The 15,391-nt window shown below is 72.8% G+C and carries 15 protein-coding genes; 10 read left to right on the forward strand and 5 right to left on the reverse strand.

Annotated elements, in window-relative coordinates; all coding sequences use genetic code 11:
• Window positions 1-80: 80 nt before the first annotated feature.
• Window positions 81-1,181: a DUF5937 family protein gene (locus tag IEZ11_RS14495; RefSeq protein ID WP_189263143.1), complete on the forward strand. Its 1,101-nt coding sequence runs from the start codon at window positions 81-83 to the stop codon at window positions 1,179-1,181.
• 25 nt (window positions 1,182-1,206) lie between these two features.
• On the opposite strand, the gene IEZ11_RS14500 is transcribed toward IEZ11_RS14495, so the two are convergent.
• Both IEZ11_RS14500 and IEZ11_RS14505 read right to left on the reverse strand, forming a co-directional pair.
• The gene (locus IEZ11_RS14500; RefSeq protein ID WP_189263144.1) at window positions 1,207-1,881 is read right to left on the reverse strand and encodes a response regulator transcription factor; all 675 of its coding nucleotides are present in this window, start codon (window positions 1,879-1,881) and stop codon (window positions 1,207-1,209) included.
• A gap of 83 nt (window positions 1,882-1,964) precedes the next feature.
• Entirely contained in the window at window positions 1,965-3,170 is a 1,206-nt protein-coding gene (locus IEZ11_RS14505) for a sensor histidine kinase (protein WP_189263145.1), read from the reverse strand.
• Between the two features lie 118 nt (window positions 3,171-3,288).
• Here IEZ11_RS14505 and IEZ11_RS14510 point away from each other — a divergent pair, with 118 nt between their 5' ends.
• Window positions 3,289-4,311, forward strand: coding sequence for an SAM-dependent methyltransferase (locus IEZ11_RS14510; protein WP_189263146.1), 1,023 nt, complete (start codon window positions 3,289-3,291; stop codon window positions 4,309-4,311).
• 43 nt (window positions 4,312-4,354) lie between these two features.
• On the opposite strand, the gene IEZ11_RS14515 is transcribed toward IEZ11_RS14510, so the two are convergent.
• Window positions 4,355-5,506 (reverse strand): NADH-quinone oxidoreductase subunit D, encoded by a 1,152-nt coding sequence (locus tag IEZ11_RS14515; protein WP_189263147.1) that lies wholly within the window; start codon window positions 5,504-5,506, stop codon window positions 4,355-4,357.
• Between the two features lie 31 nt (window positions 5,507-5,537).
• Between IEZ11_RS14515 and IEZ11_RS14520 the strand changes: the two genes are divergently transcribed.
• On the forward strand, window positions 5,538-6,041 hold the full coding sequence (locus tag IEZ11_RS14520; RefSeq protein ID WP_189263148.1) for a PH domain-containing protein: 504 nt from the start codon (window positions 5,538-5,540) through the stop codon (window positions 6,039-6,041).
• A complete protein-coding gene (locus IEZ11_RS14525; protein WP_189263149.1) occupies window positions 6,038-7,366 on the forward strand; it encodes a PH domain-containing protein in 1,329 nt (442 codons plus the stop codon). The genes IEZ11_RS14520 and IEZ11_RS14525 overlap by 4 nt, the downstream gene beginning before the upstream one ends.
• 205 nt (window positions 7,367-7,571) lie before the next feature.
• On the opposite strand, the gene IEZ11_RS14530 is transcribed toward IEZ11_RS14525, so the two are convergent.
• Both IEZ11_RS14530 and IEZ11_RS14535 read right to left on the reverse strand, forming a co-directional pair.
• Window positions 7,572-8,819 (reverse strand): prolipoprotein diacylglyceryl transferase, encoded by a 1,248-nt coding sequence (locus tag IEZ11_RS14530; RefSeq protein WP_189263150.1) that lies wholly within the window; start codon window positions 8,817-8,819, stop codon window positions 7,572-7,574.
• 97 nt (window positions 8,820-8,916) lie between these two features.
• Complete coding sequence (locus IEZ11_RS14535; RefSeq protein WP_189263151.1) at window positions 8,917-10,041, reverse strand: alpha/beta hydrolase; 1,125 nt, start codon at window positions 10,039-10,041, stop codon at window positions 8,917-8,919.
• 225 nt (window positions 10,042-10,266) lie between these two features.
• On the opposite strand from IEZ11_RS14535, the gene IEZ11_RS14540 reads away from it, so the two are divergent.
• The 6 genes from IEZ11_RS14540 (at window position 10,267) to IEZ11_RS14565 (ending at window position 15,390) form a co-directional block, all read left to right on the forward strand.
• Window positions 10,267-12,078 carry a phosphatidylglycerol lysyltransferase domain-containing protein gene (locus tag IEZ11_RS14540; RefSeq protein ID WP_189263152.1) on the forward strand — a complete coding sequence of 604 codons (1,812 nt, stop codon included), beginning with the start codon at window positions 10,267-10,269 and terminating at the stop codon, window positions 12,076-12,078.
• A 100-nt stretch (window positions 12,079-12,178) separates the two neighbouring features.
• Window positions 12,179-13,105 (forward strand): dihydropteroate synthase, encoded by a 927-nt coding sequence (folP, locus tag IEZ11_RS14545; protein ID WP_189263153.1) that lies wholly within the window; start codon window positions 12,179-12,181, stop codon window positions 13,103-13,105.
• Window positions 13,102-13,605, forward strand: coding sequence for a nuclear transport factor 2 family protein (locus IEZ11_RS14550; protein ID WP_189263154.1), 504 nt, complete (start codon window positions 13,102-13,104; stop codon window positions 13,603-13,605). The genes folP and IEZ11_RS14550 overlap by 4 nt, the downstream gene beginning before the upstream one ends.
• Before the next feature lie 281 nt (window positions 13,606-13,886).
• Window positions 13,887-14,246 (forward strand): dihydroneopterin aldolase, encoded by a 360-nt coding sequence (gene folB / locus IEZ11_RS14555; RefSeq protein WP_189263155.1) that lies wholly within the window; start codon window positions 13,887-13,889, stop codon window positions 14,244-14,246.
• Window positions 14,243-14,854 carry a 2-amino-4-hydroxy-6-hydroxymethyldihydropteridine diphosphokinase gene (folK, locus tag IEZ11_RS14560; protein WP_189263156.1) on the forward strand — a complete coding sequence of 204 codons (612 nt, stop codon included), beginning with the start codon at window positions 14,243-14,245 and terminating at the stop codon, window positions 14,852-14,854. The genes folB and folK overlap by 4 nt, the downstream gene beginning before the upstream one ends.
• A gap of 50 nt (window positions 14,855-14,904) precedes the next feature.
• A complete protein-coding gene (locus tag IEZ11_RS14565; RefSeq protein ID WP_189263157.1) occupies window positions 14,905-15,390 on the forward strand; it encodes a DUF3180 domain-containing protein in 486 nt (161 codons plus the stop codon).
• The last annotated feature ends 1 nt before the right edge of the window (window position 15,391 follow it).

Here is a 15,391-nt window from a genome sequence, read left to right on the forward strand (position 1 = left end):
CGCACCCGCCACCCGACCGGACGCGGCACCCCACCAGGCGCCCGACCCACCCACACCACGGCAAAGTGCACGATGGACATATGAGCGTACGTATCGACATCCAGGGGCTGCGCCCCGAGAGCGTCACCGTCGTACCCTCGCCGCTGGCCGAGCTCGGCATGGCGCTGCACGCGCTGTCCGAGCCGGGGCACCACCCCGGCCTCCAGGGCTGGGCGACCGGTGTGACCGCCCGTATGGAGCCGCACCTGGCCGACCGGATGTCCGAGGCGGACTTCCTGTGGCGGACGACCTTCTCGGACCTGTTCCTGCCGTACGCGGCCGTCCCGGACGCCCTCCCGGCCGGCACGCTGGCCGGCGAGCTCGACCAGCTGGACAAGCTGACGGACGAGCAGTTCGTGGACACGGCCCTGGAGTTCACGGGCGTGATCGCGTACGACACCCGGGTGCCGGGTCTGCTGTCGGATCCCGCCGGGCGCCGCAGGGCGCTGGCGGTGGCCGCCTCGCGGGGTCCGCAGCAGGTCCGGTTCGCCCGGCGGCTGCTCGACGATCCGCCGAGCGTGCGCGCCTGGCTGCGCCGGTTCCTGGCGGACTGCGCCGGGGCGTTCTTCGACGAGACCTGGTCACGGCTGCGCCACCAGCTGGCGGCCGACGCCCGGCACAAGACGGAGCTGCTGCGCCGCAAGGGGCTGGCCGAGGCGCTGGCGGCGGTCTCCCCCGCCGTGACACTCGACGAGACGGGCACGCGGATCACCGTGGACAAGCTCACCGACGGCCACGCGCGCGTGGCGGCCGACGGCCTGCTGCTGGTGCCCACGAGCCTGGGCCGGCCGCATCTGATGGTGCTGCACCGCTACGGCTGGCAGCCGGTGCTGCACTACCCGGTCGGATCGCCGGAGCTCGCCTCGCCCGCGTCCGTGGAGGAGCTGACGCTGCGGATGGCGGCGCTGTCCCATCCCGTCCGGATGCGGCTGTGCCGGCATCTGGCGCGCAGCGCGCACACCACCAGCGAGCTGGCGCAACTGCACGGCCTGTCGGCGCCGGAGGTGTCCCGGCACCTGGGCGTGCTCAAGAGGGCGGGCCTGGTCACGACCCGCCGCCGCGGGCGGTACGTGCTGCACCAGCTGGACGTCACGGTCGTCGCCCGGCTCGGCAGCGACTTCCTGGAAGGCATGCTCCGCTAGCCGCGGGCACGCGTGCGCCGCGCCGTCAGCCGTGTCCGCCGCCCGCCCGCACCAGCCCGGTCTCGTAGGCCAGCACGACCACCTGCACCCGGTCGCGGAGCCCGAGCTTGGTCAGGATGCGGCCCACGTGGGTCTTCACCGTCGCCTCGGACAGCACCAGCCGGCCGGCGATCTCGCCGTTCGACAGGCCCTGCGCGACCAGCACCATGACCTCGCGCTCACGGTCGGTGAGCCGGTCCAGTTCCTGGTGGCGGGGGTCCTTGCCGGCGGAGGGCAGCATCGGCGCGAAGCGGTCGAGGAGGCGCCGGGTGGTGGAGGGCGCGACGACGGCGTCGCCGCTGTGCACGGAGCGGATGGCGGCCAGCAGCTCGCCCGGCGGCACGTCCTTGAGCATGAAGCCGGAGGCGCCCGCCTTGAGCCCCGAGAAGGCGTACTCGTCGAGGTCGAAGGTGGTCAGGATGAGCACCTTGGGCGCGTCGGGCTCCGCGCAGATGCGCCGGGTGGCCTCCACGCCGTCCAGCTTGGGCATGCGCACGTCCATCAGGACGACGTCCACGGCGGTGGTCCGCAGCACCTGGAGGGCCTCGACACCGTCGCCCGCCTCCGCGACGACCTCCATGTCCGGCTGGGCCGCGAGCACCATCCGGAACCCGGTGCGCAGCAGCACCTGGTCGTCGACGAGCATCACGCGGATCGTCATCGGGTCCTCTTCCGTTTCCGTTCGTCCGTCTGCTCCGGTTTTTTCCGGGCGTGACAGGTGTCAATCGGGGGCGTGCGTCTGCGTCAGTGCGCTGGTTTGAGCGGGAGCAGGGCGCTGATGCGGAATCCTCCGCCAGGACGGGGGCCGGCGTCGAGCGTGCCGCCCACCATGCCGACCCGTTCGCGCATGCCGATCAGGCCGTGCCCCTGGCCGTCGGCGCCGCCCTCCTCGTACATCTCGTGCGGGGCGCCCTTGCCGTCGTCCTCCACCAGCAGGCCGAGTCCGTCGTCGAAGTAGACCAGCCGCACGCTGGCGCCCGTGTTGGGGCCGCCGTGCTTGCGGGTGTTGGTGAGCGCCTCCTGCACGATCCGGTAGGCCGTGAGCTCGACGCCGCTGGGCAGCGGGCGCGGGGTGCCCTCGACCTTGAAGTCGACGGGCAGGCCGGAGCTGCGGCACTGCTCGACGAGGTCGTCGATCTGCTCGACGTCGGGCTGCGGAACGTACTCGCCGACCTCCTTGTGCTCGCCGGTGCGCAGCACGCCCAGCAGGCGGCGCATCTCGGCGAGGGCCTGGCGGCCGGTGGAGGAGATCGTCTCCAGGGCCTTCTTCGCCTGGTCGGGGGCGGCGTCGAGGACGTAGGCGGCGCCGTCGGCCTGGACCACCATCACGGACACGTTGTGCGCGACGACGTCGTGCAGCTCGCGCGCGATCCGGGCGCGCTCCGCGGCGACCGCGACCTTGGCCTGCGCCTCCCGTTCCTTCTCCAGCCGGGCGGCGCGCTCCTCCAGTTGCGCGAAGTAGGCGCGGCGGGTGCGCATGGAGTCACCGAGCACCCAGGCGAGCACGAACGGCACCGTCTGGAACAGCACGATCGCGATGTGCCCCGGGAAACTCGACTGCTGCTGCGGCCACCGGATCTCCGCCAGCGGCGCCGCGCACAGCCCGGCGTAGAGGCCGAACCGGGACGCCCAGCGGGCGCCGACGGCGGCGTTCGTGAACACGATCACCAGCATGGCGAAGTTGGCGACGGTCGTCTCCACGTCCAGCACCAGCTGGGCCAGGCCGGTGGCCGCGGCCAGCAGCAGCATCGGCTCCGGGAAGCGGCGGCGCAGTGCGACGACGACGCTCATCACGACGGACACGGCCAGCATGGCGGCCCTGGTTCCGTGCTCTGCCTGGGCCGCGCCGAGCTTGAAGGTGCTCGCGCCTGAGATCCCGAGCAGGACGACGGCCCAGAAGCTGTCGACCCATGTCGGGTGCCTGCGGAGGAAGTCATAGAGGCGCTGCACGTAACCCAGAGTAGGGAAGCGTGATAGGTGCAGGGGTCAACCGGAGGGCCGATCCCTGTTCCGCACGCGTACTCCCCAAGGTGGAGAAGGTGATCACCTGTGCGCCTAGTCTGGCCAGGTGACGGATGAGGCGACGCGAGAGACGGCCGACGACGCCCGTGGCTGGGGCGCGGCCACCGAGGCGGCCCTGTACGGCCCTGGCGGCTTCTACCGGCGCCCGGAGGGCCCGGCCGGGCACTTCCGTACGTCGGTGCACGCCTCGCGGCTGTTCGCCGAGGCCGTGGCCGAACTGCTGTGCAGAGTCGACGAAGCCCTGGACCGCCCCGAGACGCTGGACTTCGTCGACATGGGCGCCGGCCGCGGCGAACTGGTCACCGGGGTGCTCACGGCCCTGCCCGCCGACGTGGCGGCACGCACGCGTGCGTACGCCGTCGAGCTCGCCGACCGCCCGCCGGGCCTGCCCGACCGGGTCACCTGGCTGGCCGAGATCCCGCGCACGGTCACCGGCCTGCTCTTCGCCAACGAGTGGCTCGACAACGTCCCGGTCGACGTCGCCGAGGTGGACGCGGCCGGCGCGCACCGCCTGGTGCACGTCCGGCGGGATGGCATCGAGCTGCTCGGGGAGCGGGTGTGGGGCGCGGAGGCCGAGTGGCTCGCGCGGTGGTGGCCGCTGGGCACCGAGCCGGGGCTGCGCGCGGAGATCGGACTGCCCCGGGACCGGGCGTGGGCGTCCGCCGTCACCAGCCTCCAGCGGGGCCTGGCGGTGGCCGTGGACTACGCGCACACCGTGGCCACCCGCCCCCCGTTCGGGACGCTCACCGGCTTCCGTGAGGGGCGCGCGACGACGCCCGTGCCGGACGGGTCGTGCGACATCACCGCGCACGTCGCCCTGGACGCGTGCGCGGCGCTCGACCCGGCGCTCAGACTCCCCGAGGCTCTCCTGTGCACACAGCGCGACGCCTTGCGCGCCCTGGGCCTGGTCGGCGCACGCCCCCCGCTCACGCTCGCCTCCACGCACCCCGCCGCCTACGTACGCGGCCTCGCGATCGCCGGAGAGGCCGCCGAACTCATCGCCCCCGGCGGCCTCGGGGACTTCGGCTGGCTGCTCCAGCCGGTGGGCATCAAGGACGCGCTGCTCTGACCCGCGCGCCCCGCCCTGCTCGGCCTGCTCGGCCTGCCGCGCCCTACTTGTCGATGTCCCCCACCACGAAGAACATCGACCCGAGGATCGCCACCATGTCCGCCACCAGCGTCCCCGGCAGCAGTTCGGTCAGGGCCTGGATGTTGTTGTACGACGCCGAGCGCAGCTTCAGCCGGTACGGGGTCTTCTCGCCCTTGCTGACCAGGTAGTAGCCGTTGATCCCGAGCGGGTTCTCGGTCCAGGCGTAGGTGTGGCCCTCGGGTGCCTTGAGGACCTTGGGGAGCCGCTGGTTGATCGGTCCCGGCGGCAGGGCGGTGAGCCGGTCCAGGCAGGCGTCGGCCAGGTCCAGGGCGTTGTGGGTCTGCGCCAGGAGGCACTCGAAGCGGGCCAGGCAGTCGCCCTCGGTCCGGGTGACGACCCCGAGGACGTCCTGGAGCTCGCCGTAGGCGAGGTAGGGCTCGTCGCGGCGCAGGTCGAAGTCGACACCCGAGGCGCGCGCGATGGGCCCGCTCACGCCGTACGCGTGCACGGCCTCCGGCGCGAGGACGCCCACGCCCCGGGTGCGGCCGCGGAAGATCTCGTTGCCGAGGACCAGGTCGTCGAAGACGTCCATCCGGGAGCGCACGGCGGACACCGCCGCACGCGCGCGTGCGGTCCAGCCGGCCGGCAGGTCCTCCTTGAGGCCGCCGACGCGGTTGAACATGTAGTGCATGCGCCCGCCGGAGACCTCCTCCATGACGTTCTGGAGGACCTCGCGCTCGGTGAACGCGTAGAAGACCGGGGTGATCCCGCCGAGCTCCAGCGGGTAGGAGCCGAGGAACATCAGGTGGTTGAGGACCCGGTTCAGCTCGGCGAGCAGGGTGCGCGTCCACACCGCGCGGACCGGCACCTCCATGCCGAGCATGCGCTCCACGGCGAGGACCACGCCCAGCTCGTTGGAGAAGGCCGACAGCCAGTCGTGGCGGTTGGCGAGCATGATGATCTGCCGGTAGTCGCGGGCCTCGAAGAGCTTCTCCGCGCCCCGGTGCATATAGCCGATCACCGGCTCCGCGGAGACGATCCGCTCGCCGTCCAGCACGAGCCGCAGCCGCAGCACGCCGTGCGTGGCGGGGTGCTGGGGGCCGATGTTGAGCACCATGTCGGTGCTCTCCGCGGCGCCGCCGATCCCGACCGTCGTCTCCGTCGTAGGCGTCATGGACCCAGTCTCCCCTACGTACGCTGGCCCCATGGAGACGGGGAGCGCGGCCGGCGCCGAGACGACGGGGACCGAGCCGCTGTGGACGGGGCTGCCGCCGGGACTGCTGCGGATGCGGCGGCTGCTGCTGGTGGTGTGGCTGGGGCTGCTCGCCCTGGCGGTGGGGGTGCTGCTGGGCCTGTTCGCGGGCCCGGTGTGGGCGGCCTTCGCACTGCTGCCGCTGGCCCTGCTGGCCTGGGGCTGGGTGCTGGTGGGCCGCAACTGGCGCTCCTGGCGGTACGCCGAGCGCGCCGACGACCTGCTGATCACCCGCGGGGTGCTGTGGCGCGAGGAGACCGTGGTGCCGTACGGGCGGATGCAGCTGGTGGAGGTGACGTCGGGGCCGGTCGAGCGGTACTTCGGGCTGGCCAGCGTGCAGCTGCACACCGCGGCCGCGGCCACCGACGCGACGATCCCCGGGCTCGACCCGGCCGAGGCGGAACGGCTGCGCGACCGGCTCACCGAGCTCGGCGAGGCCCGATCGGCGGGGCTGTGACCGCGCCGGGCGTCGAGGGCGCCGTACGCGCGGGCAAGGCCGTGGGTGAGCGACGGCTGCATCCGGTGACGCCGTTCCGGCGGGCGTGGGCGCCGGTCGCGGTGCTCACCGGCTGGGCGGTGCACGACCCGAACCAGGCACAGGAGCAGCTCACCAGGCTGACCACGACCATGGTCCTGGGCGGGCTCGCCGTGCTGGTCACGGCGGGGGCCCTCTACGGCTTCCTCACCTGGTGGTTCACCTACTTCTCGGTGACCGACAGCGAACTGCGCATACGCACCGGCCTGTTCTTCCGGCGCACCGCGCACATCCGGCTGGAGCGGATCCAGGCGGTCGACGTCACCCAGCCGCTGCTCGCGCGCGTGGCGGGCGTCGCCAAGCTGCGCATAGACGTCGTCGGCACCGACAAGAAGGACGAACTCGCCTTCCTGGGCCAGGGCGAGGCGCGTGCCCTGCGCGCGGAGCTGCTCGCGCGCGCCGCCGGGTTCGCGCCCGAGACGGCACGCGAGGTCGGCGAGGCACCGGCGCGGGAGCTGATGCGCGTGCCCCCGAACAAGCTGGCGATCTCGATCCTGCTGACCGGCGCCACCTGGGGTTCGCTGGCCGCCGCCCTCGTCGCCCCGCCGTTCCTCTGGCTGACCACCCACAGCGTGTGGACGGTCCTCGCCACCGCCGTGCCGCTGCTCGGAGCGGCGGCCACGACGAGTGTGGGGCGGTTCGTCGGGGAGTACGACTGGACGGTCGGGGAGTCCCCGGACGGGCTGCGCATCGACCACGGACTCCTCGACCGCACGCACGAGACGGTGCCGCCGGGGCGGGTGCAGACCGTACGGATCGTGGAGCCGCTGCTGTGGCGGCCGATGCGCTGGGTGCGGGTGGAGCTGGACGTGGCCGGCTCGGCGAACTCCGTGCTGGTGCCGGTCGCCCCGCGGGCGGTCGCCGAGTCGGTCGTCGCACGCGTGCTGCCCGGTGCGACCGTGCCCGGCGAGCTGCTGCGGCCGCCGGGGCGGGCCCGGTGGTGCCTGCCGCTGTGGTGGCGCGGGTACGGGCTCGCGGTCACGGACGCGGTGTTCGCGGCGCGGCACGGGCTGCTGCGCCGCCGTCTCGCGCTCGTCCCGCACGCCAAGGTCCAGAGCGTACGGCTGACGCAGGGGCCCTGGGGGCGGCTGTGGCGGCTCGCGGACGTCCATGTGGACACGGGGGCCGACAAGACCGTGACGGCGCGCCTGCGGGGCGCCGAGGAGGCCGCTTCGCTGCTGCGGGAGCAGGCCGAGCGGTCACGGACCGGGCGGCGGGCGGCGCGACCCGATCGCTGGATGGCCTGACGGCCGGGGCGGGCGGTGGGCGGGTGCGGCGCCGTCGTGGCTGGTCGCGCGGTTCCCCGCGTCCCTGGAAGCAGGGCGCTGCGGTGAGCGCCCCTTCAGGGGCGCGGGGCTGCATTTGATGTGCGGCTCCGCCACGTGGGCGCGGCCAGCCCCCGCTCACCCGCAGCCGACCACCGGCCGAACCAGGCTCTGGATCGCCGCGGGTTCAGGAGGCGGCGCTGCGCAGTCCCCCGAGGTTGATCTGCTCCGTCTCGTCGTGCGCGGTCAGGTCGATGACCTGGCCGACGCCCCGCGACTGCGCGTCGGCGGGCTTGAAGTCGGACTCGGACTCGGCCTTGTGGAGCGCGAGCGCCTCCTGGCCGACGACGTCCGCGAGGTCCTCGTTGTGCACGGAGTCCAGACCGCCCGCCGGCGAGCCCTTCTGGGTGCCGAAGAAGTCGAAGCCGCCGGTGACCAGCGGGCGCGGGATCGGCGCGGCCGGCAGCACCGCCACCGCGGTCGGCACCGTGAAGTGGCCCGAGGGCTTCACCGAGTTGGCGGACGGTGCCGTCATGGGGTGGGCGTCCTGCTCGGCCGGCTGGGCGGTGGTGTCCTGCGCCGGTTCCGGGGTGGTGTCCTGCGCCGGCCCGGCCGTGGCGGCGGCCGCGCGCGCGTGCCCGTCGGCCGCCTCGGGCTGCCCCTGCGCCTCGTCCTCCGGCGCGGTCTCGCCCTTCGGGGCCTCGGGCTCGGCGGCCGTCTTCGCCGCGCCCTCGCCGTCCGTGTCGGCCTCGGCCGCCGGGGCGTTCTTCTCGTCGAACCGGGCCAGTGCCACCTTGGCCCGCAGGAACAGCTTGGAACCCTCCGGCGAGAAGATCGCGGGAGTCGCCTCCTCGGCGGTCAGCGCCTCGGCCTTCTCCGTGGCCTTCGAGTCGGCCTTCTCCGCGACCTTCGAGTCGGCCTTCTTCGTGGCCGACGCCGCGGTCTCCTCCGCCTCGTCCCCGGCCGGCTCGGACGGCGCGGTGGCCTCGATCTCCAGCAGGCGGCGGCCCTCCAGGGCGCTCGCGCGCTCGGTCTCGGCCGTGGCGTACCGGCGCAGCAGGGACGCGTGCTCGTTGCGCAGGCCCGCCAGCTCCGACCGCTTCGCGCGCAGCCGCTGCTCCAGCTTGGCGCGCAGCTCCCGCGACTCCTCCAGGTCGGTCTCCAGCTCGGCGATCCGCTCCTCGTGGCGCCACTCGTCGCTCGCACGCGCGCGTGCCAGGTCGGCCACCTGCTTGCCCGCCTCGCTGTCCCAGCGCCGCATGACGGCGGCGCCGACGGCCGCGGTGGCCGCGGCTATCGCGGCCAGCGTGCGCAGCACCGTCGGTTGGGAGAACAACCAGGGGCCCAGAGCGCAGACGAGGGAGACACCGGCGATCGCCGAGGGAGGCAACAGCCTGTGCAAAGGCGGGGAATGACGGTGGCGTCCACGTGGCATGGCCAGAAACTTACCGCGCGTAGGGGAATCGTGGTGCCCCGGGCCGTAAAAACACGGCGACAACGAGGTCTTCACACGGTATCGGCAGGGCCCGGACTCAGCCTCCGTTCAATCGACCGCTGATCCACTCCAGCGTCGCGGGGATCTCGCGGCGCCAGGTATTGAAGTTGTGACCGCCGCTGTCGAGGATGATCGACGAGATCCGGGTCAGCTTCGTGGCCTCCACGGCCGCGATGAATTTCAGCGTGGCCTTGTAGTTGGTTTCTCCGACCCTGCTGCTCGTGACCAGCAGGGAGGTGTCCGGGGCGGGCTCGTGGCGCAGGAACCACCAGAGGTCCGCGCGGTTCTGGAGATTCCGGTCGCCCTGGAAGAGATCCCCGGTCGTGGGGTCGAGGGGCGCCTTGTACGACGCGGAGAGCCCGGCACCGGCCGCGTACACGCCGGGGTGGTGCATCGCGAGCTTGAGCGCGCAGTACCCGCCCGTCGAGTCGCCGACTATCCCCCAGCCGCCCGGCTTGGCGGCCCGGTAGTGCGCGCGCACGGCGTCGGGCAGGTCCCTGGCGAAGAAGGTCTCGGTCTGCGGGCCGCGCGGGACGTCCACGCACTCGGTGTCACGGGGCGGCGCGACCGTGGGGCGCAGCATCACCAGGATCGTCGGCCGCATCTTCCCGGCCCGGACCAGGTGCTGCTCCGTGCGCGGGTAGTGCAGCTTGTCGACCAGCGCCCGCGCGGTGCCGGGATAGCCGCTGAGCACGACCACCACCGGGAACGTGCGCGTGCGGTACTGCGGCTGGAAGTACTCCGGCGGCAGGTACACGTACGCGGGCGTGGCGATGCGGGTCGTCCGGCCGGCGATGTCGACCTCCTGGACCTGACCGGCCGTCCGGGGCAGCGAGCCGCCCATGCCGTGCACCTCGGACGTGGCCACCACCTGGACCGGGCTGCCGGCCCGGACACCCGCCGTGTGGTTGACGACGACGCCCTGGTCGGTTTCCGTTCCGAGCAGGTCGCCCCAGCTCGCATAGAAACCGAAAGCCTGGTTGACGGCTATCCCCAGGCACGCGAAGAGCGCCAACTGCGTGGCCAGCAAAAGACCGACGCGGCCGCCGACGGCTCGCAGGTTCCGGCGGGCCAGCCGGGGCCAGAGCCACACCGTGCCGACGAACAGCAGTACGGCGGACAAGATCGTCAATGCCAGCATCTTATTGCTCGTGAGACCCATGAGGTGCTTCCTGCCTGCGCTTTCCTCCGTGGGCGGTCGCTACTTTCAGCGAGCCTTGCCCTGGGCTTTCCCTGGCCTTTGAACCGGCTTTCCGGTGGGGAGTGAACCTCTCCCCCCGAGACACCGTCCTAGAGGGCGCAATGTCGCCGGATGCCCCAATCGGGCCCGGATCCAAGGTCTCTCGCAGAACTACGGGATGCGATGTCTGTCAGGATAGATGGGGAAATGTCGGGCGAGGTTCCGAGCCGATCAGGCCGGGCGCGGCGCATAGTCCGCGGCCCGCGGCCCGAGGCCGTCCCCGCCCTGGTCGGCAGGGCGTGCGCGGTCGTCGGCGTCCTGGACATCGCCGCGGGAGTGTTCCCGCGCTTCCGTCACAGCCGTATGCACGCCATGGCCGAGGTACTGCCCGGCTCACTCGGCCCGTTCGCCGCCGCGCTCGCGCTCAGCGTCGGCGTCCTGTTGCTGCTGCTCGCGCACGGGCTCAAGCGGCGCAAGCGGCGGGCGTGGCGGGCCGCCGTCGTCCTGCTGCCGGCCGGTGCCGTGTCGCAGTTCGTGTACCGGCACTCGGTCATCGGCGCGCTGATCTCCCTGGCGCTGTTCGTGCCGCTCGTGCTCCACCGCGACGAGTTCAAGGCGCTGCCCGACCCGCGCAGCAGGTGGCGCGCGCTCGCCAACTTCGTCCTCATGAGCGCCGGTTCGCTGGCCCTGGGGCTGGTCGTCGTCAGCGCCCACCCCAAGCGCACCATCGGCGACCCCAGCCTGGCCGACCGCATCACGCACGTCCTGTACGGCCTGTTCGGCTTCGAGGGCCCCGTCGACTACGAGGGCTCCACCTCCTGGACGGTCGCCTTCTCGCTCGGCGCCCTCGGCCTGATCACCGCGGTCACCACCATCTACCTCGCCTTCCGCCCCGAACACCCCGCCGCCCGCCTCACCGAGGAGGACGAGTCACAACTGCGCGCCCTCCTGGAGAAGCACGGCGCCCGCGACTCCCTCGGCCACTTCGCGCTCCGCCGCGACAAGGCCGTCGTCTTCTCGCCCAGCGGCAAGGCCGCGGTCACCTACCGCGTCGTCTCCGGCGTCATGCTCGCCAGCGGTGACCCGATCGGTGACGTCGAGGCCTGGCCGGGCGCCATCGAACGCTTCATGGACGAGGCCAAGGCACACTCCTGGACCCCCGCCGTCATGGGCTGCTCGGAGACGGGCGGCGAGGTGTGGACCCGCGAGACCGGCCTGGACGCACTCGAACTCGGTGACGAGGCGGTGGTGGACGTGTCGGATTTCTCGCTCGCCGGTCGCGCGATGCGCAACGTGCGCCAGATGGTCAAGCGCATCGAGCGGGCCGGCTACGAAACCCGGGTACGGCGCATCCGTGACGTCGGCGACGCCGAACTCGACCGCATCCGCCGGGCCGCGGAGGACTGGCGCGGCACCGACACCGAACGCGGCTTCTCCATGGCGCTGGGCCGCATCGGCGACCCCGCCGACGGCGACTGCCTGATCGCCACCGCCCACAAGGCCGACGACCAGCCCGGCGCCTACGGCGACCTCAAGGCGATCCTGCACTTCGTGCCCTGGGGCACCGACGGCGTCTCCCTCGACCTCATGCGCCGTGACCGCTCCGCCGACCCCGGCATGAACGAACTGCTCATCGTGGCCGCCCTCCAGGCGGCACCGAAACTCGGCATCACCCGGATCTCCCTCAACTTCGCGATGTTCCGCTCCGCCCTCGCCCGCGGCGAGAAGATCGGCGCCGGACCGGTGCTGCGCGCCTGGCGCGGACTGCTGGTCTTCCTCTCCCGCTGGTTCCAGATCGAGTCGCTGTACAAGTTCAACGCGAAGTTCCAGCCCCGCTGGGAGCCGCGCTTCGTGGTCTACCGGGCCTCCGGCGACCTTCCGCGCATCGGCCTCGCGGCCATGCAGGCCGAGGGCTTCGTCAGCCTCGCCCTGCCCCTGCCCCGCTTCCTGCGCCGCCGCCCGCCCGTGTCCCGCCCGTGCGCCCACAGCATCGCCGAACAGGGTGTGCGCGCGGCCTGACCCCCTGACCGGTCCGAGCGGACGCCCCTCCCCCTCCGGCCCGGGGGCGCCGCTCGGGCCACCGGGCCTGCCCGTAGAGCCCTGGGCCTACGCTGAACGTATGAGCAACCACAGCGGACGTGGCCAGGTGACAGGGCTTCCGGCATGGGACCGGTGCGCCGTCATGGGGGTCGTGAACGTCACCCCCGACTCCTTCTCCGACGGCGGCCGCTGGTTCGACACGACCGCCGCCGTCAAACACGGCCTGGTCCTCGTCGCCGAGGGCGCCGACCTGGTCGACGTCGGCGGCGAGTCCACCCGACCGGGCGCCACCCGCGTCGACGAGGACGAGGAACTGCGCCGGGTCGTCCCGGTCGTCCGCGGCCTCGCCGCCGAGGGCGTCGTCGTCTCCGTCGACACCGTGCGCGCCTCCGTCGCCGCCCAGGCCCTCGCCGCCGGCGCCGCCCTCGTCAACGACGTCAGCGGCGGCCTCGCCGACCCGGACATGATCCCCGTCGTCGCCGACGCCGGCGCCCCCTTCGTCGTCATGCACTGGCGCGGCTTCCTGGAGGGCGGCAACGTCCAGGGCGTGTACGACGACGTCGTCCGCGAAGTCCTCGACGAACTGCACGCGCGCGTGGACGCCGTCCTGGCCGGCGGCATCTCCCCGGACCGCGTCGTCGTCGACCCCGGCCTCGGCTTCTCCAAGAACACCGAGCACGACCTGACGCTCCTCGCCCACCTCGACCGGCTGCACACCCTGGGCCACCCGCTGCTCGTCGCCGCCTCCCGCAAGCGGTTCCTCGGCCGGGTCCTGGCCGGACCCGAGGGGGCGCCCCCGCCGGCCCGGGAGCGCGACGCCGCGACGGCCGCCGTCTCGGCGCTCGCGGCGCACGCCGGCGCGTGGGCGGTACGCGTGCACGAGGTACGGGCCACGGCGGACGCCGTCCAGGTCGCGCGCGCCGTAGAGGAAGCGCGCACCGGAACGGACGCGCCGGGCGCGCAGGCCGTGCGGAACCCGCCCCACCGCGCAGAAGGAGCCCGGTGAGCGCCCCCCACACCGACGTCGAGCAGGTCGAGGCGGCCAACACCGCCTTCTACGAGGCACTGGAGAACGGCGACTTCGAGACGGTCTCAACCCTCTGGCTCACACCCGCCGACCTGGGCGTCGACGAGGAGTACCACGACCCCGCCGACACCGGCGTGATCTCCTGCGTGCACCCCGGCTGGCCGGTGCTCACCGGTCGCGGCGAGGTCCTGCGGTCGTACGCGCTGATCATGGCGAACACCGACTACATCCAGTTCTTCCTCACCGACGTGCACGTCTCCGTCACCGGCGACACCGCCCTGGTGACCTGCACGGAGAACATCCTCAGCGGCGGCCCCGCGCCCGAGGGCAGCCAGGAGCTCGGCCCGCTGGTCGGGCAGCTCGTCGTCGCCACGAACGTGTTCCGGCGCACCCTGGACGGCTGGAAGCTCTGGTCCCACCACGCCTCCCCGGTGCTGTCCGAGGCCGACGAGGACGAGGAGGAGGACACCCCGTCCTGATCCTCGCGGGAGGCTTCCGCAGGGCTCTCGGAAGGCTTCCGGAAGCCTTGCGGAGCAAGAAGTGGCTGGAATCACGAACTCGCGAGTAGGTAGGGCCACCGGCCCGTGAGCCGCGGGGTTCTCCCGGGGAAACCCGCGGTGAACCCTGCCGTGCCCCGGTGGGCCCGCACGCCCCGAACCCCTGCGCTGTCAGTGCCCGCAGGTAGATTCGTGGGTGGCCGGTCCACGCCCGCACGCGGTGCCGCCCGGCCACCACACCGACGACTGCAGGAGTGATTCGCGTGGATCGTGTCGCGCTGCGCGGGCTGAGGGCCCGTGGGCACCACGGGGTCTTCCCCAAGGAGCGCGAGGAGGGCCAGACCTTCGTCGTGGACCTCGTCCTCGGCCTGGACACCCGGCCGGCGGCCGCCGACGACGACCTGGCGAAGACCGTGCACTACGGCATCGTGGCCGAGGAGGTCGTCGCCGTGGTCGAGGGAGAGCCGGTGAACCTGATCGAGACACTCGCCGAGCGGATCGCACAGGTCTGCCTCAAGCACGAGGGGGTAAGAGAGGTCGAGGTCCAGGTCCACAAGCCGGACGCGCCCATCACCGTCCCCTTCGACGACGTCACCGTCACCATCACCCGGAGCCGAGTATGACCGCTTCCTCCCTGCGGGGTCCCAGCGACCCGACCGTACAGCCGGTGCCCGCCTCCGTCGTCGAGCAGGTCGACGCCGCCGACACCACGCTGTCCAACCCCAGACGAGCCGTGGTCGCCCTCGGCTCCAACCTCGGCAACCGCCTGGAGACCCTCCAGGGCGCCATCGACGCCCTGGAGGACACCCCGGGCGTCCGCATCAAGGCCGTGTCGCCGGTGTACGAGACGGAGCCGTGGGGCGTCGAGCCCGGCAGCCAGCCGACGTACTACAACGCGGTCGTGGTGCTGAAGACCACCCTCCCGCCGTCCTCCCTGCTGGAGCGGGCGCACGCGGTGGAGGAGGCGTTCAACCGGGTGCGGGACGAGCACTGGGGCCCGCGCACCCTCGACGTCGACATCGTCGCCTACGCCGACGTCGTCTCCGACGACCCGCAGCTCACCCTCCCGCACCCGCGCGCCCACGAGCGCGCCTTCGTCCTGGCGCCCTGGTACGACGTCGACCCCGAGGCCGCACTGCCCGGCCGCGGCGCCGTGGCGGAGCTGCTGGCCGCCGTCACCCGGCACGGAGTGGAAGCACGCGGCGACCTGGAACTCCGACTGCCCGAGTAGTCGTTAAGGTCAGGACGACCACATCGCTGCGGGGGAGCTGAAGGAAAACAGTGAAAGAGCTGCGGATCAGGGTGCTGGCCGGTGTCTTCGTCGTGGCCGGAGTGCTGTCCTGGGCGGGCGCCCGTCTGTGGAACGCGGTGGCGACCCTGCCCAGCGTGCCGGTGGCCGCCCCGATCGTCCTGGCGCTGATCGCGGTGGTCCTGCTCTCCACGGCACTCTCGCTGCGCGCCCGCCTCAAGGCCCAGCGCGAGCGCCGCCCCGGCGCCAAGGGCGTCGACCCCCTGATGGCGGCCCGCGCGGTGGTCTTCGGTCAGGCGAGCGCCCTGGTCGCGGCCCTGGTGGCCGGCATGTACGGCGGCACCGGCGTCTTCCTGCTGGAACTCCTCGACCTCCCCACCCGCCGCGACCAGGCCCTCTACGCGGCCTTCTCGGTCGTCGCGGGCATCGCCGTGATAGCGGCGGCCATCTTCCTGGAGCGGGTGTGCAAGCTCCCGGAGGACGACGAGCACGACAACGGCGCGGCCTCCGCCGCGTGAC

Source organism: Streptomyces fuscichromogenes (assembly GCF_014645815.1).
Lineage (GTDB): Bacteria > Actinomycetota > Actinomycetes > Streptomycetales > Streptomycetaceae > Streptomyces > Streptomyces fuscichromogenes.